The 26,191-nt window shown below is 53.6% G+C and carries 23 protein-coding genes; 5 read left to right on the top strand and 18 right to left on the bottom strand.

The genetic code is table 11. From position 1 onward, the window contains the following. Positions 1-41: 41 nt before the first annotated feature. The 4 genes from dapB to pvcA all read right to left on the bottom strand — a co-directional run bounded on the left by dapB (position 42) and on the right by pvcA (position 4,433). Complete coding sequence (dapB, locus tag AC2FC2_RS13210; RefSeq protein WP_265555805.1) at positions 42-863, bottom strand: 4-hydroxy-tetrahydrodipicolinate reductase; 822 nt, start codon at positions 861-863, stop codon at positions 42-44. Between the two features lie 369 nt (positions 864-1,232). Next, entirely contained in the window at positions 1,233-2,492 is a 1,260-nt protein-coding gene (locus tag AC2FC2_RS13205; RefSeq protein ID WP_265555865.1) for a glycosyltransferase, read from the bottom strand. Between the two features lie 21 nt (positions 2,493-2,513). After that, the gene (locus AC2FC2_RS13200) at positions 2,514-3,377 is read right to left on the bottom strand and encodes a TauD/TfdA dioxygenase family protein (protein ID WP_209635000.1); all 864 of its coding nucleotides are present in this window, start codon (positions 3,375-3,377) and stop codon (positions 2,514-2,516) included. Between the two features lie 90 nt (positions 3,378-3,467). Continuing rightward, entirely contained in the window at positions 3,468-4,433 is a 966-nt protein-coding gene (pvcA, locus tag AC2FC2_RS13195) for an L-tyrosine isonitrile synthase (RefSeq protein ID WP_209634998.1), read from the bottom strand. Positions 4,434-4,625: 192 nt separating this feature from the next. Here pvcA and AC2FC2_RS13190 point away from each other — a divergent pair, with 192 nt between their 5' ends. After that, on the top strand, positions 4,626-5,549 hold the full coding sequence (locus AC2FC2_RS13190; RefSeq protein WP_209634996.1) for a LysR family transcriptional regulator: 924 nt from the start codon (positions 4,626-4,628) through the stop codon (positions 5,547-5,549). Between the two features lie 307 nt (positions 5,550-5,856). Here the strand turns inward: AC2FC2_RS13190 and ispH are convergent, their stop codons facing one another. From ispH to ribF, 5 genes are all read right to left on the bottom strand, one after another. Then, positions 5,857-6,810: a 4-hydroxy-3-methylbut-2-enyl diphosphate reductase gene (gene ispH / locus AC2FC2_RS13185; RefSeq protein ID WP_209634993.1), complete on the bottom strand. Its 954-nt coding sequence runs from the start codon at positions 6,808-6,810 to the stop codon at positions 5,857-5,859. Further along, positions 6,791-7,261: an FKBP-type peptidyl-prolyl cis-trans isomerase gene (gene fkpB, locus AC2FC2_RS13180; protein ID WP_209634992.1), complete on the bottom strand. Its 471-nt coding sequence runs from the start codon at positions 7,259-7,261 to the stop codon at positions 6,791-6,793. Before fkpB ends, ispH begins: the two co-directional genes overlap by 20 nt. Position 7,262: 1 nt before the next feature. After that, on the bottom strand, positions 7,263-7,772 hold the full coding sequence (gene lspA, locus AC2FC2_RS13175; RefSeq protein ID WP_209634990.1) for a signal peptidase II: 510 nt from the start codon (positions 7,770-7,772) through the stop codon (positions 7,263-7,265). After that, complete coding sequence (ileS, locus tag AC2FC2_RS13170) at positions 7,772-10,588, bottom strand: isoleucine--tRNA ligase (protein WP_490659369.1); 2,817 nt, start codon at positions 10,586-10,588, stop codon at positions 7,772-7,774. Before ileS ends, lspA begins: the two co-directional genes overlap by 1 nt. Before the next feature lie 156 nt (positions 10,589-10,744). Next, positions 10,745-11,683 (bottom strand): bifunctional riboflavin kinase/FAD synthetase, encoded by a 939-nt coding sequence (ribF, locus tag AC2FC2_RS13165; RefSeq protein WP_061807386.1) that lies wholly within the window; start codon positions 11,681-11,683, stop codon positions 10,745-10,747. 390 nt (positions 11,684-12,073) lie between these two features. On the opposite strand from ribF, the gene rpsT reads away from it, so the two are divergent. Next, complete coding sequence (gene rpsT / locus AC2FC2_RS13160; RefSeq protein WP_037420676.1) at positions 12,074-12,337, top strand: 30S ribosomal protein S20; 264 nt, start codon at positions 12,074-12,076, stop codon at positions 12,335-12,337. Between the two features lie 70 nt (positions 12,338-12,407). Here rpsT and nhaR read toward each other — a convergent pair whose 3' ends face one another. From nhaR to AC2FC2_RS13135, 5 genes are all read right to left on the bottom strand, one after another. Next, entirely contained in the window at positions 12,408-13,307 is a 900-nt protein-coding gene (gene nhaR / locus AC2FC2_RS13155) for a transcriptional activator NhaR (protein ID WP_037420673.1), read from the bottom strand. A gap of 194 nt (positions 13,308-13,501) precedes the next feature. Then, the gene (gene nhaA / locus AC2FC2_RS13150; protein WP_209634986.1) at positions 13,502-14,668 is read right to left on the bottom strand and encodes a Na+/H+ antiporter NhaA; all 1,167 of its coding nucleotides are present in this window, start codon (positions 14,666-14,668) and stop codon (positions 13,502-13,504) included. 235 nt (positions 14,669-14,903) lie between these two features. Further along, the gene (dnaJ, locus tag AC2FC2_RS13145; RefSeq protein WP_037420667.1) at positions 14,904-16,034 is read right to left on the bottom strand and encodes a molecular chaperone DnaJ; all 1,131 of its coding nucleotides are present in this window, start codon (positions 16,032-16,034) and stop codon (positions 14,904-14,906) included. Positions 16,035-16,140: 106 nt separating this feature from the next. Continuing rightward, on the bottom strand, positions 16,141-18,054 hold the full coding sequence (gene dnaK / locus AC2FC2_RS13140; RefSeq protein WP_209634985.1) for a molecular chaperone DnaK: 1,914 nt from the start codon (positions 18,052-18,054) through the stop codon (positions 16,141-16,143). A 92-nt stretch (positions 18,055-18,146) separates the two neighbouring features. Next, a complete protein-coding gene (locus AC2FC2_RS13135; RefSeq protein ID WP_209634983.1) occupies positions 18,147-18,317 on the bottom strand; it encodes a hypothetical protein in 171 nt (56 codons plus the stop codon). 61 nt (positions 18,318-18,378) lie between these two features. Between AC2FC2_RS13135 and satP the strand changes: the two genes are divergently transcribed. Further along, entirely contained in the window at positions 18,379-18,978 is a 600-nt protein-coding gene (satP, locus tag AC2FC2_RS13130) for an acetate uptake transporter (protein WP_209634981.1), read from the top strand. 49 nt (positions 18,979-19,027) lie between these two features. On the opposite strand, the gene AC2FC2_RS13125 is transcribed toward satP, so the two are convergent. From AC2FC2_RS13125 to tal, 3 genes are all read right to left on the bottom strand, one after another. Next, positions 19,028-20,335, bottom strand: a complete 1,308-nt coding sequence (locus tag AC2FC2_RS13125; RefSeq protein WP_265555809.1) for an MFS transporter — start codon at positions 20,333-20,335, stop codon at positions 19,028-19,030. A 124-nt stretch (positions 20,336-20,459) separates the two neighbouring features. After that, the gene (mog, locus tag AC2FC2_RS13120) at positions 20,460-21,047 is read right to left on the bottom strand and encodes a molybdopterin adenylyltransferase (RefSeq protein ID WP_209634977.1); all 588 of its coding nucleotides are present in this window, start codon (positions 21,045-21,047) and stop codon (positions 20,460-20,462) included. A 150-nt stretch (positions 21,048-21,197) separates the two neighbouring features. Continuing rightward, on the bottom strand, positions 21,198-22,151 hold the full coding sequence (gene tal / locus AC2FC2_RS13115) for a transaldolase (RefSeq protein WP_209634976.1): 954 nt from the start codon (positions 22,149-22,151) through the stop codon (positions 21,198-21,200). Between the two features lie 381 nt (positions 22,152-22,532). Here tal and AC2FC2_RS13110 point away from each other — a divergent pair, with 381 nt between their 5' ends. Beyond that, the gene (locus AC2FC2_RS13110) at positions 22,533-23,957 is read left to right on the top strand and encodes an alanine/glycine:cation symporter family protein (protein WP_209634974.1); all 1,425 of its coding nucleotides are present in this window, start codon (positions 22,533-22,535) and stop codon (positions 23,955-23,957) included. A gap of 105 nt (positions 23,958-24,062) precedes the next feature. Next, entirely contained in the window at positions 24,063-24,836 is a 774-nt protein-coding gene (gene yaaA, locus AC2FC2_RS13105) for a peroxide stress protein YaaA (RefSeq protein ID WP_265555810.1), read from the top strand. A 63-nt stretch (positions 24,837-24,899) separates the two neighbouring features. Here yaaA and thrC read toward each other — a convergent pair whose 3' ends face one another. After that, positions 24,900-26,189 (bottom strand): threonine synthase, encoded by a 1,290-nt coding sequence (gene thrC, locus AC2FC2_RS13100; protein WP_209634970.1) that lies wholly within the window; start codon positions 26,187-26,189, stop codon positions 24,900-24,902. Between the last annotated feature and the right edge of the window lie 2 nt (positions 26,190-26,191).

The raw sequence follows: 26,191 nt of genomic DNA, 5'->3' as shown, positions 1-26,191 counted from the left end.
TTATGATTAATACAACCACATCACGATGGTGTATAAATTAATTACAACTGGTCAAGACCCAGTACATCACGCATATCAAACAGGCCTTTATCACGCTTACTTAACCAAATAGCGGCCTTAACTGCTCCACTGGCAAAAGTCATACGACTGGAGGCTTTGTGGGTAATTTCTACCCGCTCGCCAATGTCGGCAAACATGGCAGTGTGTTCACCGACAATGTCGCCAGCGCGGATAGTGGCAAAGCCGATGCTTTTTGGGTCACGTTCGCCGGTATAACCTTCACGTGCATACACGGCGCACTCTTTAAGATCACGCCCCAGCGCACCGGCAATCGCCTCCCCCATCGCCAACGCAGTCCCCGACGGGGCATCCACCTTGTGGCGATGATGCGCTTCAACAATTTCAATGTCGGTATAATCCCCCATCACCTGGGCTGCTTTTTCCAACAGTTTCAGCACCAGATTAACGCCCACGCTGAAGTTAGCGGCAAACACGATGCCAATCTGCTCGCCAGCGGCGCGGATGGCATCTTTGCCCGCATCATCAAAACCGGTGGTGCCTATCACGATAGCTTTTTTGTGTTCGACACAGAAAGCCAGATACGCCAGGGAGCTTTCCGGACGAGTGAAGTCGATCAGAATATCAAAATCACCGACAACGCTTTCCAGGCTGTCGCTCACGGCCACGCCCAACTTGCCTATGCCTGCCAGCTCACCCGCATCAACACCGATCAGACTTGAACCCGGGCGTGAAATCGCCGCACCCAGTACCACGCCAGGCACCTGTTGTACCGCCTGGATCAATTGACGGCCCATGCGGCCGCCGGAACCCGCAATCGCAATGCGGATTTGTGAATCAGTCATACATGCTCTCTTGTCATTGTGATATCAGCACCCGAGATAATTCAGAGCGACACCCAGGCTGCAAAGGCGCGTTTCCCGATGAACGTACTCTTACGGGTGATCGAACGCAGCCAACACAGATGCCACTTCAAATATGATGGGGATATGGGTTCAGGTTAACTGCCACACCTTATCACCACCAGAGGATTCATTTCATAATTAGAAAATTATGATATTCGCTGCTTTTCATCAGTAATGCTGTCAATAGGTTAACATTCGCTGCAATACACGCCAATTCAGGGTTATACATAATCATGCAGTTTTGACCGGTTGAATCTGCATAAAAAAAGGCACCACGAAGGGTGCCTAAAAGGTGATAAGACGGGCTGCTTAACCGGTTAAGGCCGCCACTTCCTCGGCGATTGCCGCCAGCGCATCATGGCGCGCATAGTCGGCCTGGACCAGCGCCGCACGCTGTCGATACAGCGGCTGTGCCAGGATCTGTTGTACGGCCTGCCTCAGCTGTGCTTCATCTGGAGTGCTGGTATGCAGGTTTATCCCACATCCCGCAGCGACCACCCGCGTAGCGGCCTCGAGTTTATCTTCGCCCGTACCGGCTACAATCAAGGGTACGCCGTGATCCAACGCGGCGTTGATCGAACCGTAACCGCCGTTGGTGATCAACAACGCCGCCTGCGGCAACCAGTGATCAAAAGAGATAAACGCCTGCACCCTGGCATTAGCAGGCAAAAGTGCCTGCAAGGCTTCAACTGAACGCCCACCGGTGGTCGCTAAAACTCGCACAGGTAACTGCGCCAGCGCCTTCAACGTTGGGACTATCAACTGGTGCAGATCGACATTCGCCAGCGTGCCCTGCGAGACGATCACCAGCGGACGACGGTCGGCCTCATCCCACAGGTCTGGTGTCTTATCCGCCGCCGCGGCACTGCGCAACGGGCCAATAAAACGCACGCTGTCAGGCAAATCGTCACGGGGATATTCCAGCGCCGGGGTAGCCAGTTGCAAGAATCGATCGCAACCGCCAATCAGTGCATCAGTAAACGCCTGTTGCAGCGGTTTACCGCCGGATTGTGCCATCGCAACATCAAAGCGCTGGTGCACTTCATCGATGAGCAAACGGGTCGCGTCATCCACCAGTTGCTCACGCAGCAAATCGCGTGGCAATAACCCGGGGGGTATTCGCGGCCCGTAGAAGATCGAATCCGTTGAAGAGTACGACAAAGGTGTCACGCCGATGCCGATCACCGGAGGACGGTCCACCCTTTGCAGTAGTGGTAACACGCCATAGAAGCAGTTTTCCACCATCAACAAATCCGTGGCCTCAGCCGCGATCGCGGCGCGCAATTGCTGATCCAACAGCGGGATCGGCGCAGCAAAAAAATCTTTCAGCGCCAACGCCATCTGCGCATTACCCGGGGGCAGCGCAGCGCGCTCTGGAAAGTGCTGCTCAAGATAGCGGTAATCAAAATCTACCCGCTCATCAAAGGCGATAAATTGTGCGCCAGCCGCTTCTGCACGTTCACGAAACAGGGCGCCGGTCATCACCCGAACCTGATGCCCTTGCGCAATCAGGTATCGAGCAATGCTCAGCATCGGATAAACATGACCCGGCGTTGCCACCGCGGTCATCAGAATACGTGCCATAACGGGTTAAGCCTCTGCGTTAGCCGGCTTCAGCGCCAAATTGGCACACACCGGGTTACTCTGAATATGCACGCGCTGCAAATGACGTGCGGAACGGGCAGTGAACCCTTCACGGCCGTGCAATAACGAGAAGTTGTCCGCAATGACGACGTCGCCCTGCTGCCATTGATGGGCATAATAGTGGCGCGGATCGTACAAATGCTGCTGCAGCGTCTGATGGAAAGCCTCTTGTTGATCTTGCGGCACACCGTGGTATTCCAGGGCGTGCTGGTTCAGGAATTTCTTGCCTTCGGTCGGCGGCTCGTTATAGCGCATGATCTGCCCGTGGCCGCTTGGATGCGTCACCACCAGCGGCGAGCACACCTCACCGCCATAATGCACCACCTGCTTAATACGGTAGGAGATCGATACCGTCAGCCACTGGGCCAACAGTGATTCGTCAGCATTGGCCAACAACCGCGTGGTATCCACAAAGGTCGTCCGTCCGCCTTCATCCTGTGAAGGTGCCGCGACGCAGTGGAACAGCTGAAACTCAGGAATGGTCGGTTTGTACATACCATCCCAATGCAGTGGCACATAGCTGCTATCGAAAATGTGGTCCTTGGCGTCCGGGTGTTCTTTCACGTCCAGCACCGCACCGAACGGCCACATCATGATGTCTCCCCACCCCTCGGCATAATGCGTCAGTACCTGTGGATCGGTAAAACCGGAGCCAAAGCCGCGCAACACCAACAGGTGATGCTGCTGCGCCAATGCCCGCAGTGCAGCCACGGGCAGTTCGCTGATGTGTTGCCCAGGGTGCATAGGGGTCAGTACCGCACCAAAGGGGGTATTCAGTTCAATGCGGCAGTTCAGTGTTTGATTGTCCATCAGTAACTCTCCTTGAATCGAATTTGCTGCTCACACGGCAACCGTACCGTTAAAAGACGCCCACCAAGATTGCGGGCGCAATGTGGCCAATTACGCCATTTGAGGTTGTTCGATCAGGTAATGGCTGGGTGTTCCGCGGATCGTCACCAGTTCACCCGCCAACTGCTGGGCATCCTTGCGCTTCATCAGAACAAACTGTCCGTTGATGTTAGCCGCCACCCCGTGCCACGGGGTCAGCCAATCATCTTTGGTCGGCATCATATGAATGCCCATTTTCAGGCTGTCCGCAGGCTGCGGGTGGATAGACAAACGTATCGCCGATGGGAAATGCTGGGCCAACAAATTGCCCCAGGCCCAGCTACGCTGTATCACGCCACAGGCACGCTGTTTGGCATCTTTTTGCAGTGCCGCGTTGGAACCAACGTAATCAGGAAGCTGACTGTCTTCATACAAGAAGCGGGTGATGGCGCGATACAGCTGTAACCCCTGCTCATCCTGCATCAACTGTTGTTTGATCGCCGTTTCCGATTCGGCATAACCGTCGACCAGCAGCTGACGCAGGAGATCGTAATCGCCGGTATGCTCGGCCAGGCCTTCCACATCGCCCAGGTTGAACACGCTCAGGTGAGTTGCCCCCACCTCATGTAACAAGTTTTCGATTTCGCGCTGATAGTGATTAATGGCGTCATCGCTGACGCGGATCAAATCGCCAAAGACATGGCCGTCAGAACAGATGACGATATGCGCCCCTGGCGGGTAATAAAGCTGAATACGCTGGCAGAGAGAATTAAGGAATATCAGTGACAGCCGTTCTGCCATATCGGGCACCGAACCAATTACCTTATTAGTATTAGGTGATTTTGTTGGGAAGGCGGGGAGCACAAATTCAATGCGTTGTTGGTTTTCAATAAATGCCCGGATACGCGGTAATTGTACCTGAGAAACGGCATGTTCTTCCTCAGCGTTTGACGTTTCCATTCCTGGGAATCGACGTCGGTATTGCAATAGCTCATGAAGGATTTTTAACGATATTGTTTCAATACGAGCACTATCCACAATTAACTCCTGTTCAGATGTGGCGCAGGCAATTTATTCGCAAACGCAATAAGACTTATCAAAAATAGAGATGACGATCGGGAAATAAGTCTTACCCTCACGATTTATCTGCTTCAGGCAATATAGAAGAGAAACTGCTATATTATTAGCCCGTATAATTCACAATCTTGGTTAAGTTGAACTTAACAAACTATGAGTAATATTCTAAAACGCATGGCCATTTTTTCTAAAGTTGTCGATTGCGGCGCATTCAGCATGGCAGCCAAAGAATTAGGCATTACTACCTCCGCCGTCAGTCAGCATATCCGCTTGCTGGAAAACGAACTGGGCATTCAATTACTTCTACGTTCTACGCGTTCACTGAGCCTGACCGAGGCCGGGCTGTGTTTTTATGAGGATTGTGTACTGATGATCCATGCAGCCGAACGGGGCCAGCAGCGTATCGCTGCGTTGCGCGGTGAACTGGCTGGGGAATTGCGCGTCGCCACCTCCACGGAATTTGCCACCCATTATCTGGTGCCGGCGCTGCAAAGCTTCCTTGATGATCACCCGCGAATCACACTGAGATTAGAAATTCATGACGAAAAAATCGACCTGATAGGCCAACGCATTGATCTGGCCATCCGCGGTGGCGTATTGGCCGACTCCAGCTACGTATCGACCCGGCTGGCGCGCTTTCGCGAAGTCCTGTGCGCTTCTCCAGTCTACCTTGCCAACCACGGCATACCCGATAGCCCGCAGTCACTGACTCACCACCAATGGGTTACTTTTACCCCCTTGGGCAACCCGCAGTTTGTCCGCCTGCTCCATCAGGACGGCGCAGAGCACAGGTTACGAATGACCGGACGTTTATTTACCAATAACGGCATGGCGATGAAAGAATTGGCACTGGCCGGCAAAGGAATCATCCGGAATTTTTTTGTCAACGTTGAGCGTGAATTACACAACGGTGATTTGGTGGAGGTGTTACCCGAGTGGCGATTACCCGACATTAATTGTTATGCGATTATGCCAAGAAGGGACAGCCAACCATTAAAAGTTCGCCGCTTATTAGAGCATATGAAAATCTATTTACAGAAAAACGAGAAGCATTCCTTAGATCAGTTCAGAACTTAATAAAATAAGAAGTATCCGTAACGTCACTTAATTTAGTTATTTAACTTTTCGGCATATTGCTGACCAGCACCAGAGTTAATTTAGATTGCAGACTAATGATATTATCCTTAATAACTCCCTGACTTTCTATATAAATAATTTCTCATCTTTAATTCAAATTATCAGAACGAATTTGACTTTGAATAACATAAAATTTGAATCAGTTCCCTTTCCCTACCCAAAACTCAATTCCTCTATTTCTTGGCTCTCGCTCCCAAACGAAAAACGGGGAGCCTAGGCTCCCCGTTATCTTATTTGTCGTTGAGGCTTATTCAACCTGCTTGATATCAACCCGCAGCTCTTTCGGCACTTCAAACACAATGTTCTCTTCGCGGCCGCTGACTTCCTGCACGTTGACACCCCCCAGCGCCTTCAGGCGGCTGATCACATCCTGAACCAGTACGTCAGGTGCGGATGCGCCGGCAGTGACACCGATATTACGGGCATCTTTCAGCCAGGCTTCCTGAATGTCAGCCGCAGAGTCGATCAGATATGCCGGCTTGCCGACACGCTGAGCCAGCTCTGCCAACCGGTTAGAGTTAGAGGAGTTTTTCGACCCCACAACCAAAACCACATCTGCATCACCCGCCAGGTTGCGTACCGCTTCCTGGCGGTTAGTGGTGGCATAGCAGATATCGTCCTTACGCGGGCCGATAATGCTCGGGAAGCGCTTGCGCAAAGCATCAATCACGTCAGACGTGTCATCCACCGACAATGTGGTTTGCGTCATAAAGCACAGGTTGCTCTCATCTTTCACCTGCAGCTTCCACACATCATCTGGCGACTCGACCAGGTACATGCCCCCTTTAGGGTTACTGTACTGGCCCATGGTGCCTTCCACTTCTGGATGGCCCGCATGGCCTATCAGGATCGCCTCGGTACCACGGCGGCTGGCTCGCGCCACCTCCATATGCACTTTAGTCACCAGTGGGCAAGTGGCATCAAACAGCATGGTCAAATCACGCGCTTTGGCTTCTGCTCGTACCGCCTGAGAAACACCGTGCGCCGAGAAGATCAAAATCGACCCATCCGGCACTTCAGTAATTTCCTCGATAAATACCGCCCCGCGCTCGCGCAGGCTATCTACCACATAGCGGTTATGCACCACTTCGTGGCGCACATAGATAGGTGCGCCATAAATTTCCAGCGCACGTTCAACGATACTGATCGCACGATCAACCCCAGCACAGAAGCCGCGTGGGTTAGCCAGCAATATTTGCATGCGTCTCCTCCTGCTGCGGATCGATCTCCAGCACTTCGATATCGAAGGTTACCGGATGGCCCGCCAGCGGATGGTTGAAATCAACGGTAATCGAATCTTCCGCCACTTCACGTACCACGCCTGGCATTTCGCTACCGTCAACGGCGGTAAACAGCATAATTGTGCCGACGTCCGGTACCCCGGTTTCCGCGAAATCACGACGTGAGAAGAACTGGACCAGATCCGGGTTCTCTGCACCGAATGCCGCTTCCGGCTGTAAGGTAAAAGCACATTTGTCGCCCGCACTCAAACCAAGCAGTTGTGCTTCCAGCGGTTCGGACAAACTGCCGTCACCCAGACGGAACAGCGCCGGTTTGCCACTGCTGCGGGTAGACTCTGCGGTCGAACCGTCTTCCAGTTTCAGCGTGAAGTGCACCAACACTTCACTGCTGCCGTTAACCTGAGCCGTCATATTACTCACCTTTGCTCTTTGCGCTTTTGTTCGCCGGCGACAAGAAGCCTTCCAGCACTATCATCGCCGCCCCTACGCAAATAAAACTATCTGCAAGGTTGAAGGTCGGGTAATGCCAATCGCCTACGTAGAAGTCGATAAAATCGACGACAAAACCGTGCCATAAGCGATCGAACAGGTTACCGAGCGCACCACCGATGATAAAAGCATAGGCAATGTTGTTCAGCTTCTGCTGCGCCTGACTGCGGTACATCATCACCAGCAGCACCGCCACGATAGCCACCGCAATACCGGCGAAGAACCAACGCTGCCAGCCGCCATGATCGGCCAGGAAACTGAACGCAGCACCGTAGTTACGCGCATAGAACAGATTGAACGACGGGATCAGCGGCTGGGACTGGCCCAGCACAAAGTTACCGAGGATCCACTGCTTGCTGGCAAAATCCAGCACCAACACGACTACTACCAGCCACAGCCAGCGCAGGCCAGTCGAACAGATTGGTTTACTCATTAGGCAAACTTACGCTTTTCGCCGTCGCCGGCTACGTTGATAACACAGCGGCCGCAGAGATCTGCATGCTCCGCCACCAAACCGATATCGGTGGTGTAATGCCAGCAGCGCGGACACTTCTCACCTTCTGCAGTGCTGAAGGCGATTTTCAGGCCCTTCACCAGTTCTGACGTCAGTGCATCCGCTGGCGCATCAGCCAAAGGTGCAACGCGAGCGCCGGAGGTCAGCAACACAAAGCGCAGCTCATCCTGCAGGCTGTTGAGACGTTCAGCCAGTTCGCTATCGGCATACAACGTTACCGCGGCTTCCAACGAGCCACCGAGACGTTTGTCAGCACGTGCCTGTTCCAGCACCTTGTTCACTTCGCCACGCACTTTCAGCAGCTCAGCCCAGAAGGCGTCGTTCATGCCTTCGCCTTCGGCCAGACCGAACAGGCCGTCGTACCACTCTTCAGTGAACACGTACTGCGCGCGTTTGCCCGGCAGGAAAGCCCAGATTTCATCAGCGGTGAACGACATGATCGGTGCCATCCAGCGCACCAATGCCTCTGCGATATGGAACAGCGCAGTCTGGCAGCTGCGGCGGGCGACGCTGTCGCTCTTCGCGGTGTACTGGCGATCTTTGATGATATCCAGGTAGAAGGACCCCATCTCGACAGAACAGAACTGCATCAGGCGTTGTACCACTTCATGGAAATCGTAGTTGGCGTAAGCCTGCTCGATATCCTGTTGTGCCGCCAGAGCACGACCCACGGCCCAGCGATCCAGTACCACCATATCTTCCGGAGCCACACAATCCGTGCTTGGTTCGAACCCGTTCAGGTTCGCCAGCAGGAAGCGCGCGGTGTTACGGATGCGGCGATAAGAATCGGCAGAACGTTTCAAGATCTCGTCAGATACCGCGATCTCACCGGTGTAATCCGTAGAAGCCACCCACAGACGCAGGATGTCACCACCCAGCTTGTTCATCACGTCTTGCGGACTGATGGTGTTGCCGATGGACTTGGACATCTTGCGGCCCTGACCGTCAACGGTGAAACCGTGAGTCAGTACTTCTTTATAGGGTGCTTTGCCCTTCATGGCGGTGGAGATCATCAGTGATGACATGAACCAGCCACGGTGTTGGTCGGAGCCTTCCAAGTACATGTCAGCGCCATGACCATTGAACTCAGGACGAACATCAACCACGGAAGAATGGGTCGAACCGGAGTCGAACCACACGTCCAGGGTATCGGGCACTTTGACATAGTCGACAGCTTCCGCGCCAAGAATGTCAGCGGCGTCCAGATCCCACCATGCCTGAATACCGTCCTGCTCAACACGTTTGGCCACTTCTTCCATCAGCTCTACGCTGCGTGGGTGTAGTTGCTCCGTGTCTTTATGCACAAACAGCGACATTGGCACGCCCCAGGTACGCTGGCGTGAGATACACCAATCCGGGCGGTTAGCGACCATGGTTTCGATGCGTGCCTGGCCCCATTCAGGGATCCACTGTACGCCTTTGATCTCTTCCAGCGACTGCTTGCGCAGGCCTTTTTGATCCATGCTGATGAACCACTGAGGCGTTGCACGGAAGATGATCGGCGTTTTGTGACGCCAGCAGCAGGGATAACTGTGAACCAGTTTCTCCACGTGCAGCAATGCACCTTTCTCACGCAACAGGTCAACGATCAGATCGTTGGCCTTAAACACAAACTTGCCATCCAGCAGTGGATGAGTGCCCGGCAGATAGCAACCGTTCGGCCCCACCGGGTTGGCAATTTCCAAACCGTATTTCTGGCTGATGACAAAGTCATCCGGGCCGTGGCCACCGGCGGTGTGTACCGCACCGGTACCCGCGTCCAGCGTGACGTGCTCACCCATGATCGCCGGTACGTCGAAGCCCATGAACGGGTGTTCAAAACGCATCAGCTCCAGATCGGCACCCTTGCAACTGCCCAGCACGGTCCACGCGCTGATACCGGCGCGTTTCATCACGCTTTCTACCAGTTCAGCCGCCAGGATCAGGCATTGGCCGTCGACCTGCACCAGCTGATAAGCAAATTCCGGGTGCAGAGAGATAGCGCGGTTAGCCGGTAAGGTCCACGGCGTGGTGGTCCAGATAACCAAAGAGACCGGGCCATTGAAGCTGGTGACGCCAAACTTGGCCGCCACGGCAGCCGCGTCAACCGCGTGGAAAGCCACATCGATAGACGGCGACGTCTTGTCGTAATATTCGACTTCCGCTTCCGCCAGTGAAGAGCGGCAATCGGTACACCAGTGCACCGGCTTGGCACCTTTCAACAGGTGACCGTTGTCGATGATTTTACCCAGCGCACGAATGATATTGGCTTCGGTTTTGAAGTCCATGGTCAAGTACGGGTGATCCCAGTCACCCAGCACGCCAAGACGGATGAAGTCTTTTTTCTGGCCTTCAACTTGTTCAGCGGCATACTCACGGCATTTCACACGGAACTCCGCCGCGGTGAGTTTCTCGCCCGGCTTACCGTACAGCTGCTCGACTTTCAGTTCGATCGGCAGACCATGACAGTCCCAACCTGGAACATAAGGCGAATCGAAACCGGACATCCCTTTTGACTTGATAATAATGTCTTTGAGAATCTTGTTAACCGAGTGACCAATGTGAATGCTGCCGTTCGCATACGGAGGGCCGTCATGCAAAATGAAGGATTTTTTGCCCTTTTTGGCAGTACGAATGATCCCGTACAGATCCTGTTCATACCAACGTTGCAGCATGCCAGGTTCACGCTTGGCCAGATCGCCACGCATCGGGAACCCTGTTTCCGGCAAGTTCAGGGTATTCTTGTAGTCACTCATGAGATTCTCGTTTCCGTTTTCGGCTATTTACCCGTCGCACTTCAAGCCACATCTTTGTGGGCCGCCCTTTCTTATCCGAATCACTTGCCTGTGCAAGCCCATCGGGATTCGCGCGGTTGCCGCCGCGATGCGGCTCGAATTACTTAGGGTAAACGATTAAACCAGTGTTTTTAACCCGAAGAACTTCCGGGCCGTCACCACATCATTGGCGATTTGCTGCTTCAGGGCATCGAGCGAAGCAAAACGCTGTTCATTGCGCAATTTCGCGCGGAGCACCACGTCAATATGGCGCCCGTAAAGATCCATTGTGACATCCAACAGATGGACTTCCAGCTGTTGGCGCACGCCGGCAACGGTTGGTCGCGTACCAATATTGGCTACGCCAGGCAGCGGTTCAGGCCCCAGGCCATACACCTCCACCGCATAAACCCCTTTGACCGGAGCAACCAGGCGTTTCAGCGGCAGGTTGGCCGTGGGGAAGCCGATGGTGCGGCCCAGTTCATCACCGTGTACTACTCGGCCTGAAATACTGTACGGATGACCCAACAGCGTTTCAGCCTGTGCCAGATCATCATCGCGCAGTGCATTGCGAATCGCCGTACTGCTGATACGTTGATCGCCTTCACGGAAGGTCGGCGTGCTGATCACTTCAAAGCCGTATTCTATCCCGGCTTTTTGCAATAGCGGAAAATCGCCCTGACGCGTCGCGCCAAAGCGAAAATCATCCCCGACCATCAGGAATTTCACACCCAGTTTTTCCACCAGCAACTCGGCAACGAACGCCTGTGCCGTGTTGGCGGCGAAACGCGGGTCAAACTTGACGCACAGCAGGTAGTCAACGCCCGCCTGCGCCAGATATTTGGCTTTATCACGCAAGCGCGTGAGTCGGGCCGGTGCCTTGTCCGCTGCAAACATTTCCAGCGGTTGCGGCTCAAAGATCATGACCATCACTGGCAGCCCGAGGCGTTGCCCCTCTTGTTTCAGCTGCTCCAGCAACGCTTGGTGACCGCGGTGTACGCCGTCAAAGTTGCCGATGGTGAGCACACAACCATGGTGGCGTGCCCGGATATTGTGAATGCCGCGAATTAGCTCCATAGCTGGCTCAAAACAGTGGAAATCGCCGGATTATACCTTGTACAGCGGTTAAGGTTAACCCGCGATTGGTGCCTTTGTGTAATAGACATACCATACCGGAGATAATCTGCAGGTGAAACGCCCCAACCGCAGTTTATCCGGCAACATGCCGCTGATTATCGACCACGACCAACAGCTTGCAGCCAATACAGCAATTCATTGGCGAATTTTCTCGCGAAACACTGTATTCCCATGACCGAAGCTGGTAAAATCCTGCCCCATCACAACGTAGCAAGTGCCGCCCGTACAAACGGCGCTTATTTGCACAAATCCGTTGACAAACGAAGACTAAAAGGGGATATTCCTCGGCCTTCGAATTGTCCTCAATAGAATATATTTGGGAGTTGGACCTTGGCTAATATCAAATCAGCTAAGAAACGCGCCGTACAGTCTGAGAAACGTCGTAAGCACAACGCTAGCGGCCGCTCTATGATGCGTACCTACATCAAGAAAGTAGAAGTTGCTATCGCAACTGGCGATAAAGAAGCTGCAAAAAACGCATTCCTCGTGATGCAACCAATCGTGGACCGCAAGGCAGCTAAAGGCCTGATCCACAAAAACAAAGCAGCACGCCATAAGTCAAATCTGACTGCGCGTATCAACGCAATGCAATAAGCATTACGTTGTCTGCTTGATAAAAAAACCGGCTCAGGCCGGTTTTTTTACGTCTGCAGTTTTCACCGCGTTAGTAAGTAAACAGCGCGGAAAAATCCTTGTTGCATACCCGTTGTACCGCTGGATGCTGGATCATTCGTTCGGCAAAAATGATGTAGTACTCTTCCTGTACGCTATCAATACGCCCAATCTCCACCACGTCATCATCGTTATAGGTATCCTGCGCATACAGCGTCGGCGCAACGAAGATCGCGTTGTGGTACATGCCAAAGGTCTTCATCAGGGCCGCATCATCGAACTCGCCCAAGATCTCTACCTGAATACCTTGCGTGTTAAACCAGTTAAGCAGCTTACGCCCCAGCATCGAACGCCGGCCTGGAATGAGCAGCTTACGCTGTTCAAGACAAGCGGGAAACGGCAAGTCCGGCGCGGGCTGACGGCAAAAGAAACTGATACCGCATTCACCCAGCTTGAGTGAAAACAACCCTTCCTGCTGACTGGAGTCCACCGGGCAATCTGACAAAATCATGTCGAGCTTATGCTGGCTGAGCTGTTCCAGTAGCATCTCGTGCGTCGACTCAAAGCAGCGCAGATGGATTTGTTCATTATCCACCACCACCGCGGTCTCCAGAACCTGACTCACCAAGCGTTTGGACAGCGCATCCGCGACCCCGACGTCGAACAGCAGGTTAGATTCCTTGCGATAATTGACGATATCCAGCATTTCCTGGCTGAGCATAAACATTTTGTCGGCGTAGCGGAAAACCAGCTGCCCCAATTCAGAAGGCACCAGCCCACGCCCCTGACGCTTGAACAGCTTACCGTCCAAACGTTCTTCCAGCGCTTTGATCTGGCCGGTGATGGTCTGCGGCGTCAGAAACAGTGCTTCAGCGGCGCCGACCACCGAACCTTCCTTGCAGACCTGCCAGAAGTAGTAAAGGTGATTAAAGTTAATATGCGACATCCTCACGAGGTGCTCTCCTTAACATTTCGTCAGGCTAAACGATAGACCCTGACGAGCGACTAATGTCCTTTCCCTGTTTCAGACAACCTGTTGCTGCATTCGTCCCAAACAGAATGGCCGAAGCTGCACATATTTCATACTGCACAGCTCCGACCAGCTATTGTAATCGGTACTTACGAACAGAGGATCCCCTAAAGGGGTTATCTGACCCGTGGCAACGACATGCGCAACAGACCGTATCCAACCACCGCCGCCGTGGTTGACCCAATCAGGATACCCAGCCGCGAATAAGTGCTTAGTACGACATCCGCATCGCCAAACGCCAGCGAAGCGATGAAAATTGACATGGTGAAACCAATACCACAGAGCACAGAAACGGCAAACACCTGTTTGAAACCAATTCCTTCAGGCAGCTTGGCAATGCCCAACTTCACCGCCAGCAGGCTAAAGATGAAGATACCCAACGGCTTACCGATGAACAGACCCGCTGCGATACCGACCGGGAGCAGTGAGGTCAGCCCACTCAGTGACACGCCCTGCAATGAAACACCCGCATTGGCGAAAGCGAACAGCGGCAGTATCAGGAACGCCACCCATGGGTGAAGCTCGTGCTCCAGAGTCTCCGACGGTGACGGGCCTTTCTTCACGTTCAACGGGATCATAAAGCCAATAATTACCCCGGCCAGGGTCGCATGTACCCCGGACTTGAGGATAGCCACCCACAGCACCAGGCCGACAATCATGTAAAGCGACGTTTTGCCCACGCCACGCCAGTTCATAAATGCCAGCACCGCAACAGACGCGGCTGCTACACCTAAAGCCGCCATCGACACTTCGTGGGTATAGAACAGTGCAATAATCACGATCACACCCAGGTCATCGATAATCGCCAGCGCCAGCAGGAACACTTTCAGGCTGGTTGGTACGCGGTTCCCCAACAACGCCATCACCCCAAGGGCAAACGCAATGTCCGTTGCCGCCGGGATCGCCCAGCCCTGACGAGTAACCTCATCGGCACCGTTAAACAGCAGGTAAATAAGTGCCGGTGCCAACATGCCGCCCAACGCAGCAATAGCGGGAAACACCGCCTTATCACGCCCAGCCAGTGAACCCTGCATCAGTTCACGCTTGACCTCCAGCCCGACCACCAAGAAAAAGATCGCCATCAGGCCGTCGTTGATCCACAGCAGGAGCGGCTTGGCAATGTCCAGTGAGGACACTTTCACCATGACCGGTAAATTGAGAAAAGCATGATAAATCCCCTGGGCTGGGGTATTGGCCATGATCAACGCGATAATCGCGGCTACGATCAGGATAATGCCGCCTGCGGCTTCCTGACGTAAAAATTGACGAATGATATTGGTCACAATACGTCTCTCCAGAGATGCGCGAAGTAGAAACAGCTCCGCAAACAAAGTAATGGAATGAGTATAGACGGCGATTTAGCTCGATAAAATACGTTTATAAATGCTTTAATGATCGTAAAAACCGATCTATATACGACAGGTGTCACATTTTTTGTAGGGTTATTAGCCGTCCACGGCCAATAAAAAACCCCGGTTTTGACGCCGGGGTTATGCAGTACGCTAACAGAACAACAGCTTAACGCGTCAGGTCATCAAAAAACTTTTTCACACCGTCGAAGAAGCTCTTCGAACGTGGGCTGTTTTTATCACCAGAAGGGCCACCCAGGCTCTCTTCCAGTTCCTTCAGCAATTGCTTCTGCTTGTCGTTCAGGTTAACCGGGGTTTCCACCACCACGCGGCACAGCAGATCACCCTGGCTGCCACCACGCACCGATTTAACACCCTTGCCGCGCATGCGGAACAGTTTGCCCGTCTGGGTTTCTGACGGGACTTTCAGCTTCACGCGGCCATCCAGCGTTGGCACTTCAATTTCACCGCCCAATGCTGCCATCGCGAAGTTGATCGGCACTTCACAGTACAGGTTATTCCCTTCGCGTTCGAAGATCGGGTGCGCTTTCACCTGAACCTGAACGTACAGATCGCCTGCTGGTGCGCCATGTTCACCGGCTTCCCCCTCACCCGCTAAGCGGATGCGGTCGCCAGTATCAACGCCGGCCGGGATTTTCACCGACAGCGTTTTGGCTTTCTCTACCCGGCCGTGGCCATGGCAGCTGTTGCACGGGTCTTTGATAATTTGGCCGCGGCCATGGCAATGCGGACAGGCCTGCTGCACGGTAAAGAAGCCCTGGCGCATTTGCACCTGGCCTTGGCCGTGACAGGTTGGGCAAGTCACTGGCGAGCTGCCTGGTTTTGCACCGCTACCGTGGCAAACGCCACACTCTTCCAGCGTCGGGATACGGATCTCTTTGGTTACGCCACGAACCGCTTCCTCAAGGGACAGCTCCATGTTGTAACGTAGATCAGAACCGCGGCTGGCACGCTGACGGCGGCCACCACCAAAGATATCGCCGAAAACGTCGCCAAAGATGTCGCTGAAATCGGCACCGCCGCCGCCAAACCCACCGCCACCACCCATACCGCCTTGTTCAAAAGCGGCGTGGCCGTACTGATCGTAAGCTGCACGCTTTTGATCGTCGGTCAGGACTTCGTACGCTTCCTTGATCTCTTTAAACTTGGCTTCGGCGTCTTGATCCTGGTTACGGTCAGGATGGTATTTCATCGCCAGGCGCTTATACGCCTTTTTTATGTCACGCTCTTCCGCCGTCTTGGAGACGCCGAGAATCTCGTAATAGTCTTTCTTCGCCATTATTTCTGTAACCCTTAACATGCGTGCACGGGCGCAGAGTTGCCTCGACGCCCGTGCTGGTTTCCAGTAACGGCCTCTCGGCCGTTACGTGCCCGCTTAAGGGCGATTATTTTTTGTCTTTAACTTCTTCGAACTCAGCGTCAACCACGTCGTCGTCTTTCTGCGCCGCGTTGTCAGCACCAGCATCAGCACCTTGCTGTGCCTGCTGCGCCTGAGCCATTTCCAGCAGTTTGCCAGAAACCTGCACCAGAGCCTGGGTCTTCGCTTCGATATCGGCTTTATCTTCGCCTTTAACCGCGGTTTCCAGATCTTTCAGCGCCGCTTCGATAGCCGTTTTGTCTTCTGCTGGCAGTTTGTCGCCCGCTTCTTCCAACTGCTTACGGGTGCCGTGGATCAGGTGGTCAGCCTGGTTACGGGTCTGCACCAGCTCTTCGAACTTACGGTCCGCTTCGGCGTTCAGTTCAGCATCACGCACCATTTTCTGGATTTCTTCTTCGTTCAGACCAGAAGAAGCCTTGATGGTGATTTTCTGCTCACGGCCAGTATTCTTGTCTTTAGCAGACACATGCAGAATACCGTCGGCGTCGATGTCGAAGGTCACTTCGATCTGCGCCATACCGCGTGGAGCAGCCTGGATACCGTCCAAATTGAACTGACCCAGTGACTTGTTATCGTTAGCGCGTTTACGCTCACCCTGCAGCACGTGGATGGTTACCGCAGACTGGTTGTCTTCAGCGGTAGAGAACACCTGGCTGTGCTTGGTCGGGATCGTGGTGTTTTTGGTGATCAGCGGAGTCATCACGCTGCCCATGGTTTCGATACCCAGCGACAGCGGGGTAACGTCCAGCAGCAGAACGTCCTTCACATCACCGGCCAACACGCCGCCCTGTACCGCAGCACCCACCGCAACGGCTTCGTCCGGGTTAACGTCTTTACGTGGTTCTTTACCGAAGAAGTCAGCAACTTTCTTCTGAACCATTGGCATACGGGTCTGGCCGCCCACCAGGATCACGTCCTGGATGTCGGAAACCGACAGGCCTGCGTCTTTCAGTGCCACTTTCAGCGGCTCGATAGAACGCGCTACCAGATCTTCAACCAGCGACTCGAGTTTTGCACGGGTCACTTTGATGTTCATGTGTTTTGGACCGCTCGCATCTGCAGTGATGTACGGCAGGTTAACGTCGGTCTGCTGAGCGGAAGACAGTTCGATCTTCGCTTTCTCAGCGGCTTCTTTCAGACGCTGCATCGCCAACGGATCGTTGCGCAGATCGAAACCTTGTTCTTTCTTGAACTCTTCCACCAGGTAGTTGATCAGGCGGCTGTCGAAGTCTTCACCACCCAAGTGGGTATCGCCGTTGGTTGCCAGAACTTCGAAGGTTTTTTCGCCGTCAACTTCGTCGATTTCGATAATAGAGATATCGAAAGTACCGCCACCCAGGTCATAAACCGCGATGGTACGGTTGCCAACTTCTTTGTCCAGGCCGTAAGCCAGGGCAGCAGCAGTCGGTTCGTTGATGATACGTTTTACTTCCAGGCCTGCGATACGACCGGCGTCTTTAGTTGCCTGACGCTGTGCGTCGTTGAAGTATGCAGGAACAGTGATAACCGCTTCAGTTACCGGTTCGCCCAGGTAATCTTCCGCCGTTTTCTTCATTTTCTTCAGCACTTCAGCAGAGATCTGCGGTGGTGCTACACGCTGGCCTTTCACTTCAACCCATGCGTCGCCGTTATCAGCAGCCACAATTTTGTACGGCATGATGTCTTTATCACGCTGTGCTTCTTCATCCTGGAAGCGACGGCCAATCAGGCGCTTGATCGCAAACAGGGTGTTTTGTGGGTTAGTAACAGCCTGACGCTTAGCAGGCTGGCCAACCAGAATTTCACCATCCTGGGTATATGCGATGATCGAAGGTGTAGTACGGTCGCCTTCGCTGTTCTCCAGCACGCGCGCTTTACCACCATCCATAATAGCTACACAAGAGTTGGTAGTACCCAGGTCGATACCAATAATTTTGCCCATCTAAACGTCTCCACTAATAAATTCATATTCGGTCAGGTTGCTAACCTATATGCGGGCAAATTTTTGTTTTTCAACTGCCCAACATTTCAGTCTTAGCCGCGGTCAGCAACTGCGGTTGCAAATAAGATGGGGCCATCCAACTCAGCATCAAGGGGCAAGGCGAAAAAAATTTCTTTTTTATCGTCACTCAGATCATTGTTTCCTGTTCCGGGGATCATTATGATGCCGCGCACTCTGATGGAAGTTATCGATTTTTCGGCCATTCAGAACATTTATGTATTTACTTCGCTATTTCCGTTAATTTTCTGTTATTGCAGAGGACTTATGCACACCAACAAGTTGGCGAATCCCGGCCCTCTCGGCCTGATGGGCTTCGGGATGACCACCGTCTTGCTGAACCTGCACAACGCGGGCTTTTTCCCATTGAATTCCGCCATTATCAGCATGGGGATTTTCTTCGGTGGGTTGGCCCAAATTATGGCCGGCCTGCTGGAATACAAGAAGGGAAACACCTTCGGCATGACTGCCTTTATCTCTTATGGCAGCTTCTGGCTGAGCCTGGTGGGCCTGCTGCTGCTGCCGCGCCTGGGTCTGGCAGAACCGACCGACGCCAGCGTACTGGGTATTTATCTGGCGCTGTGGGGTGTCTTCACTCTGTTCATGTTCTTCGGCACGTTGCGCGCTAACCGCGTGCTGCAGTTTGTGTTCGGCAGCCTGACGCTGCTGTTCGCCTTGCTGGCGATCGGCAATATCACGGGCAATCATGCCCTGCTGAACGTTGCTGGTTATGAAGGCATTATCTGCGGTGCCAGTGCCATTTACCTGGCAATGGCAGAAGTGCTCAACGAGCAATTTGGCCGTAAGGTTCTGCCGATTGGCGAACCCGACGTCAACAATGTAGAACCCATTCGGGCAGCGGCATAATCACCGCCGTCTGAAACAAAAAGCCCTGCACTTATTGCAGGGCTTTTTTTTAGCTGTAAGAGCGGGCACGCTGCGCCTTGGTCTCACTGTTCAGGTCACGGTGCAGGTACATTCCCAGCAGCAACCCGATACCTGACAGCGCCAGTACATAGTAAGCAGGCGCTAACGGGGTTAACTTCATGATCAACGTCACAAATACTGGGGTTAAACCCCCGAAAATAGCGTATGCAACATTATATGAGAACGAAATCCCGGTAAACCGCACTTCCGCTGGGAAAGCCCGCACCATGACATAGGGTACAGCCCCGACGACACCCACGCTGAAACCTACCAGCGCATAGCAGGCGAACAGCATTTCCGGGTGCTCTCCCACCGTCCGATAAAACAGCCAGCTGCAGCCAGCCAACAGCAAGCTGCCAACGATAAAGGTTTTGCTAGCGCCGAAACGATCCGCCGACAACCCCGCAATAATACAACCGGCAATCAGCATAATGGTGGCGATACTGTTAGCTTGCAGTGACAGCGCCGGGGCGATGCCGAACTGTTTTTGCAAATAGGTCGGCGTCATCAGGATCACCACCACAATGCCGGCGGACAACAGCCAGGTCAGCAGCATTGACACCACAACCTCTTTGCGATGGTTAAGTACCACCGATTTCAGCGGCAGCTCCTCCGCCAAGGCTTTCCGCGCCTGCATCTCGATAAATATTGGCGTTTCCTGTAACCAACGGCGCAGATACATTGCCACCAGACCGAAAATACCGCCCAGCAGGAACGGCAGACGCCAGCCGCCGTCAATAATGGTCTGTTGACTGAGCGTGGTATTGATTACCGTCGCCACCAACGACCCCAGCAAAATACCGACGGTCAGACCGGCAGTCAGCGTACCGCAGGCAAAACCAATACGGCGGCGCGGCACGTGCTCGGCAACAAACACCCATGCGCCGGGGACCTCACCACCGATAGCCGCCCCTTGCAGTACGCGCATCAGCAGCAGCAGCAGTGGTGCGGCAATGCCAATACTGGCGTAGGTCGGTAACAGACCCATGCCCAACGTAGGCAACGCCATCAGTAAAATACTCAGGCTGAACATTTTTTTGCGGCCGACCCGATCGCCAAAGTGCGCCATCACGATGCCACCCAGCGGGCGCGCCAGATAGCCTGCGGCAAAGATGCCGAAGGTCTGTACCTGGCGTAGCCATTCCGGCATATCTGCCGGGAAGAATAGCTCACCCATAACCGCGGCAAAGAAGACAAAAATGATGAAGTCATAGAACTCTAACGCACCGCCCAAGGCGGCTAACGTCAGAGTTTTGTAGTCTTGCCGGTTTAACCGGCGATTATTATCGAGAGGCATAGAGTACCGTCGGAGGAGACTGTTAAAATAAAAGCCAGAGGCTTTCTGTAAACGAATCCTTACTATAACGGCAAATTTATTTCACACCAGATCGGCTGGGATTTATCCCACATATCGCTGAAATTTAGAGGTTTATCTCGCGACGCGCATTCTTAGGACGAAATGCTGCTACCACCGCGGCATGCGTTTCCACATAAGGTCCTTCAAGCAGCTGTATGCAGTACGGCACGCTGGCGAAAATACCGTGCACAACCACCTTACCCTGCTCATCCTTAACCCCTTCCAGCGTTTCCTTGATCGACTTGGGTTGCCCCGGCAGATTGATGATCAACGCCTGCTTGCGGATCGCCCCCACCTGACGCGAAAGAATTGCCGTTGGCACATAGTGTAGGCTGATTTGACGCATTTGCTCGCCGAAGCCGGGCATCACGCGATCGGCAATCGCCAACGTGGCATCGGGGGTCACATCACGGCGTGCCGGGCCGGTACCGCCGGTCGTCAGCACCAAATGGCAGCCCATTTCATCCACCAGCTCACACAGGGTTTGTTCGATCAACGTTTGCTCATCGGGGATCAGCCTGGTTTCCACTTTGAACGGCGTCGCCAGCGCTGTGGCCAGCCATTCTTCCAGCGCCGGTATGCCTTTATCCTGATAAACGCCGCCAGAAGCGCGGTCAGAAACGGAAACCAAACCAATACGTAATATGTCCATGCGTAACCTCTACAGCCTGATGGGGTTCGGGCGGGTTCATTTCCTGCCCTGTTATGAATCCAGAGAGTATAAAGTGTCTGCCCGCTACCGGGATCTGCGGGCATAAAAAAAGGCGGCCTAAGCCACCTTTTTCTGCGCTGATTGCGAAAATTACAGCAGATCGGCGATCATTTTTTCGAGCTTACCCTGGTCTACAGCAAACTTGCGGATACCGTCGGTCAGTTTCTCAACGGCCATTGGATCCTGGTTGTGCTGCCAGTAGAACTCAGGCTCAGTCAACGCTGTAGGACGCGCTTTCACTTCGCCCGTGTAGGACAGTTTACGCTCCAGCGTGCCTTCGCTTTCTGCCAGCTCTTTCAGCAGCGCAGGGGCGATGGTCAGACGGTCACAGCCAGCCAGTTCGATGATTTCGCCGACGTTACGGAAGCTCGCGCCCATCACCACGGTTTTGTAACCGTGCTCTTTGTAATACTGGTAAATCTCAGTAACGGAAACCACACCTGGATCTTCGTTTGGCGCGAACTCTTTCTTGTCGCCATTCGCTTTGTACCAGTCGAGGATACGGCCAACAAACGGAGAAATCAGGAACACGCCAGCTTCAGCACAGGCACGCGCCTGAGCGAAGGAGAACAGCAGTGTCAGGTTACAGTTGATGCCTGCTTTTTCCAGCTGCTCCGCGGCGCGGATGCCCTGCCAGGTAGAAGCCAGTTTGATCAAGATACGATCGTTGCTGATGCCGGCATCGTTGTACAGTTTGATCAGTCGCTTGGCTTTGGCAACGCTGGCTTCAGTGTCGTAAGACAAACGCGCGTCCACTTCAGTGGAGATACGGCCCGGCACCAGTTTCAGGATCTCCAGACCGATGTTGACTGCCAGCTTGTCGGCGGCATCGGCAATCTGCTGTTCGCGATCGCTGCTCTGCTCACGTGCCCAAGCAATGGCTTCGTCAATCAGTTTGCGGTATTCAGGAATTTGGGCTGCATTGAGGATCAGCGAAGGGTTGGTCGTAGCATCTTGCGGTTGATACAGCTTCATTGCCGCGATATCGCCCGTATCTGCAACCACGGTAGTCAGTTGGCGCAGGGAAGTTAATTTATCGGTCATGTTGGCATTATCTCATCGTGTGTGCATGAACTTTTGGCATCGTTCAACCATGCCCTGCCCTGATAATAACATGCGCAAGGCCCGGTGCAAGGCTGGAAAATCACGGCCTGGCGACGCCCGTTTTATCCTTGAGCGAGCAACCGTTTACGCCACTATCTTTCGCCATTCCCGAGCTGATGAAAAGGCAATAACGTGCTATCGATTGAATAAATTATGTTAAATTCGCGAAAATTAGTGCAATGGGTGACAAAATCTGAGAAAAATCTCAATTGCTCAGACTCCGGCTGATCTCAGCTAAGCTCTTGTAAAAATTCAATCAATGTCTTTTCACCCGCGGTGGATGCGGCGTGGTGCGCAACAAATTTCAACAAGGAGGGATCCGTGACGGACCTAATGAATTTTATCAATAATATCTTGTGGGGTTCGGTACTGATTTATTTGCTGTTGGGTACAGGCATTTATTTCACGCTGCGCACCCGCTTTATTCAGGTCCGCCATTTCAGCCACATGTTCTCGATACTGAAACACAGCAACAAGAGCGACAGTGCTGGCATTTCCTCCTTTCAAGCGCTCTGTACCACCCTCGCGGCCCGTGTTGGCACCGGTAACCTGACGGGAGTAGCGATCGCCCTCACCGCCGGTGGCCCTGGTGCCATCTTCTGGATGTGGGTTGTGGCATTTATCGGCATGGCCACGTCCTTTGTAGAAAGTAGCCTGGCGCAGCTCTACAAAACCAAAGACGACCAGGGTAACTACCGTGGCGGTCCGGCTTATTATATGGAGAAAGGTCTGGGCATGCGCTGGATGGGCGTATTGTTCTCAATCTTTTTGATCATTGCCTTTGGCCTGGTATTCAACGCCGTGCAAGCCAACTCCATCGCTCAGGCTTCCGCCGTCGCCTTCCATATAGAACCTCTGTATGTCGGTATCGGCCTGGTGATCCTGAGCGGCGCAGTGATCTTTGGCGGCATCCGTTCCGTCGCCCGCGTGGCTGAGTTGATCGTCCCCTTGATGGCGGCCGCTTACCTGCTGCTGGCGTTCTGGGTGATTGGTCATAACATTGAGCATATGCCGGCTATCCTGTCACTGGTGGTCAAAAGCGCTTTCGGGCTACAGGAAGCGGCAGCAGGTGCCGTCGGTTACGGTATTTCGCAGGCAATGACTCAGGGCGTTCAGCGCGGCCTGTTTTCCAACGAGGCCGGCATGGGTTCTGCCCCCAATGCGGCGGCTTCCGCTTCCCCCTATCCTCCGCACCCTGCTTCTCAGGGCTATGTACAAATGCTCGGGGTATTTATTGATACCATCGTGATTTGCAGCGCGACCGCCGCAATCATTCTGTCCTCTGGCGTATTGGACCAACCGGTAGCCAATATCAGTGGTATCGACATGACACAGCGGGCACTCTCCGCCGCCGTCGGCAGTTGGGGCTCGCCGTTTGTGGCCATCGCCATTTTCTTTTTCGCCTTTACCTCTATTATTGCCAACTATGCCTATGCCGAGAGCAATCTGGTTTTTCTGGAACGCAATCATCCGGCGGGTCTGCTGATTTTCCGTTGCGCCGCGCTAGGCATGGTGATGTTTGGCGCGCTGGCAGAACTGCCTGTGGTATGGAAAATGGCAGATACCTCAATGGCGTTGATGGCCATTACCAACCTGACAGCAATCTTGCTGCTGTCACGGGTAGCGCTGAAGCTGGCGAATGATTACCACCGTCAGCGAACGCTGGGGCAATTGCCCACGTTCGACGCCAATCGCTTCCCCGAACTGAAATCCCAGCTTGAACCGGGCGTGTGGGACAAGCATTAATTTTTTGCGGGCGCGTCTGGCACGCGCCCTGCCTATCACACCCATTGCCCCTTTTTTCCGCGCTTTTTGCTACAGTACTCGTTCTTGGATAAACAGGATCTGGCCATGCTCGTTATTATTTCACCTGCAAAAACTCTTGATTACGAAAGCCCGCTGGCGACAGAACGCTTCACACAGCCGGAGCTGCTGGATAAATCTAAGCAGTTGATCAAAATCTGCCGTGACCTCACGCCGGTACAAATTTCTACGTTGATGGGCATCAGCGACAAACTGGCCGGGCTGAACGCCGCTCGCTTTGGTGACTGGCAGCCAAAATTTACCCCCGACAATGCCCGCCAGGCACTGCTGGCTTTTAAAGGCGATGTCTATACTGGCTTGCACGCACAAGACTTTAGCGAAGACGACTTTGATTTTGCCCAACAGCATCTGCGCATGCTGTCCGGGCTGTACGGCGTGCTGCGTCCGCTCGACCTGATGATGCCTTACCGTCTGGAGATGGGCATCAAGCTGGAAAACGCCAAGGGCAAAGATCTGTACAGTTTCTGGGGCGAGCAAATTACTAAAAAGCTCAACGAGGCATTGGAACAACAGGGGGACGACGTGGTAGTCAACCTGGCGTCAGACGAATACTTCAAATCCGTGAAACCAGCCAAACTGCACGGCACACTGATTAAACCGGTGTTCCTCGACGAGAAGAACGGCAAATACAAAGTGATCAGCTTCTACGCCAAGAAGGCGCGTGGGTTGATGAGCCGCTATATCATCAAAAACCGCCTGACCCAGCGCGAACAGCTACTTGGCTTCAACCTCGAAGGCTACGCCTTTGATGAAGCCGGCTCCAAGGGCAACGAACTGGTGTTCAAACGCCCAGAGCAGTAATAAACCTCGCCCACAAAAAAGCCGTCGTAATGACGGCTTTTTGATTTTATGAGCCCATCAGAATCAGGCTGGTAAGGCCATCAGGAACTTACGCAGTTCGCTGAACCCAGCTGGCAGGTTATGAGACAGCAACGGCAAATCGGCACGCAGTGCCAATGCTTTTGGCAATGGCAGTTCCTGACCCAGAATCTCCTCTACGCTCTCTTTAAACTTGGCTGGATGCGCGGTCCCCAGGAACAGACCAAACTCACCGTCCTGCAACTGGTCGCGCAATGCGCGGTACGCAATTGCCGCATGAGGTTCGGAGAGATAGCCCAATTGCGCCAGCTCACGCATGCTGTCCTTGGTGGTCTCGTCACTGACCGTTGCGTGACCCAGCTCTTTCAGTTGCCAGATCTTACGACGGAACAGTTCCTCTACCCGCGGCCAGTTGTTCGGCTGGCTAACATCCATCGCATTCGACAGCGTCGCCACGGTGGCGTGCGGCTGCCACTGCCCGTGAGTCAGGAAACGCGGCACAGTATCATTGGCATTGGTCGCTGCGATAAAACGCTTCACCGGCAGGCCCAACGATTTTGCCAGCAAACCGGCAGTCAAATCACCGAAGTTGCCGCTAGGCACCGAGACAACCAACTGATTGCGTGCTTCTTGCGGCAGTTGCGCTACCGCTTCGAAGTAATAACAAATCTGCGCCAGCAGCCGGCTGATATTAATAGAGTTAGCCGAGTTCAAATGCAGAGCGTCTTTCAATTCCTGATCGTCAAATGCCTGCTTCACCAGTGCCTGGCAAGCATCGAAGTCGCCGTCGATCGCCACGGTATGGATGTTGCCACCCAGGGTACAGAACAACTTTTCCTGCAGCGGGCTGATTTTGCCCTGCGGATACAGAATCACTACGCGCACATTCTTCAGGCCATAGAACGCATGCGCTACCGCGGCCCCCGTATCGCCAGACGTCGCGGTCAAAATAGTCACAGGCTGATCGCCCGCGACTTCCGCCAACATTTGCGCCATAAAGCGGCCGCCGAAGTCTTTGAACGCCAGCGTTGGGCCATGGAACAGTTCCAGACAGGCAATGTCATCTTCGACTTGCGCGACCGGCGCTGGGAACTCAAAGGCCGCCGCCACACGCTTATGCAATGCTTCTTCAGAAACTTCATCACCAATAAACGCCGACAGAATACGGCTGCTGCGCGTGACAAAATCCTGTTCCAGCAACTGGTCGATTTCCGTCAGCTCAAATTCCGGCAGCTCCAGCGGGAAAAACAGCCCTTGCTGTTTACCCAGGCCCTGTTTGATCGCCTGTGCGAAGCTGACCTGCTCGTTGTGATCCTTAAGGTTGTACAGTTTCATGC

It is taken from the genome of Serratia sp. CoH_122_TC_1 (assembly GCF_058191755.1).
The sequence above is the reverse complement of the archived record's forward strand: the minus strand, read 5'-3'. Positions and strand labels throughout refer to the sequence as shown.

Coding starts and splice junctions, on each gene's coding strand:
- mog (WP_209634977.1), bottom strand. CDS start 21,047: ATGGACATATTACGTATTGGTTTGGTTTCCGTTTCTGACCGCGCTTCT.
- thrC (WP_209634970.1), bottom strand. CDS start 26,189: ATGAAACTGTACAACCTTAAGGATCACAACGAGCAGGTCAGCTTCGCA.
- AC2FC2_RS13125 (WP_265555809.1), bottom strand. CDS start 20,335: ATGCCTCTCGATAATAATCGCCGGTTAAACCGGCAAGACTACAAAACT.
- ispH (WP_209634993.1), bottom strand. CDS start 6,810: ATGCAAATATTGCTGGCTAACCCACGCGGCTTCTGTGCTGGGGTTGAT.
- ileS (WP_490659369.1), bottom strand. CDS start 10,588: ATGAGTGACTACAAGAATACCCTGAACTTGCCGGAAACAGGGTTCCCG.
- AC2FC2_RS13200 (WP_209635000.1), bottom strand. CDS start 3,377: ATGGACAATCAAACACTGAACTGCCGCATTGAACTGAATACCCCCTTT.
- fkpB (WP_209634992.1), bottom strand. CDS start 7,261: ATGACGGCTCAGGTTAACGGCAGCAGTGAAGTGTTGGTGCACTTCACG.
- AC2FC2_RS13190 (WP_209634996.1), top strand. CDS start 4,626: ATGAGTAATATTCTAAAACGCATGGCCATTTTTTCTAAAGTTGTCGAT.
- yaaA (WP_265555810.1), top strand. CDS start 24,063: ATGCTCGTTATTATTTCACCTGCAAAAACTCTTGATTACGAAAGCCCG.
- lspA (WP_209634990.1), bottom strand. CDS start 7,772: ATGAGTAAACCAATCTGTTCGACTGGCCTGCGCTGGCTGTGGCTGGTA.
- dnaK (WP_209634985.1), bottom strand. CDS start 18,054: ATGGGCAAAATTATTGGTATCGACCTGGGTACTACCAACTCTTGTGTA.
- satP (WP_209634981.1), top strand. CDS start 18,379: ATGCACACCAACAAGTTGGCGAATCCCGGCCCTCTCGGCCTGATGGGC.
- AC2FC2_RS13205 (WP_265555865.1), bottom strand. CDS start 2,492: ATGACCGCGGTGGCAACGCCGGGTCATGTTTATCCGATGCTGAGCATT.
- dapB (WP_265555805.1), bottom strand. CDS start 863: ATGACTGATTCACAAATCCGCATTGCGATTGCGGGTTCCGGCGGCCGC.
- dnaJ (WP_037420667.1), bottom strand. CDS start 16,034: ATGGCGAAGAAAGACTATTACGAGATTCTCGGCGTCTCCAAGACGGCG.
- AC2FC2_RS13135 (WP_209634983.1), bottom strand. CDS start 18,317: ATGGCCGAAAAATCGATAACTTCCATCAGAGTGCGCGGCATCATAATG.
- ribF (WP_061807386.1), bottom strand. CDS start 11,683: ATGGAGCTAATTCGCGGCATTCACAATATCCGGGCACGCCACCATGGT.
- tal (WP_209634976.1), bottom strand. CDS start 22,151: ATGACCGATAAATTAACTTCCCTGCGCCAACTGACTACCGTGGTTGCA.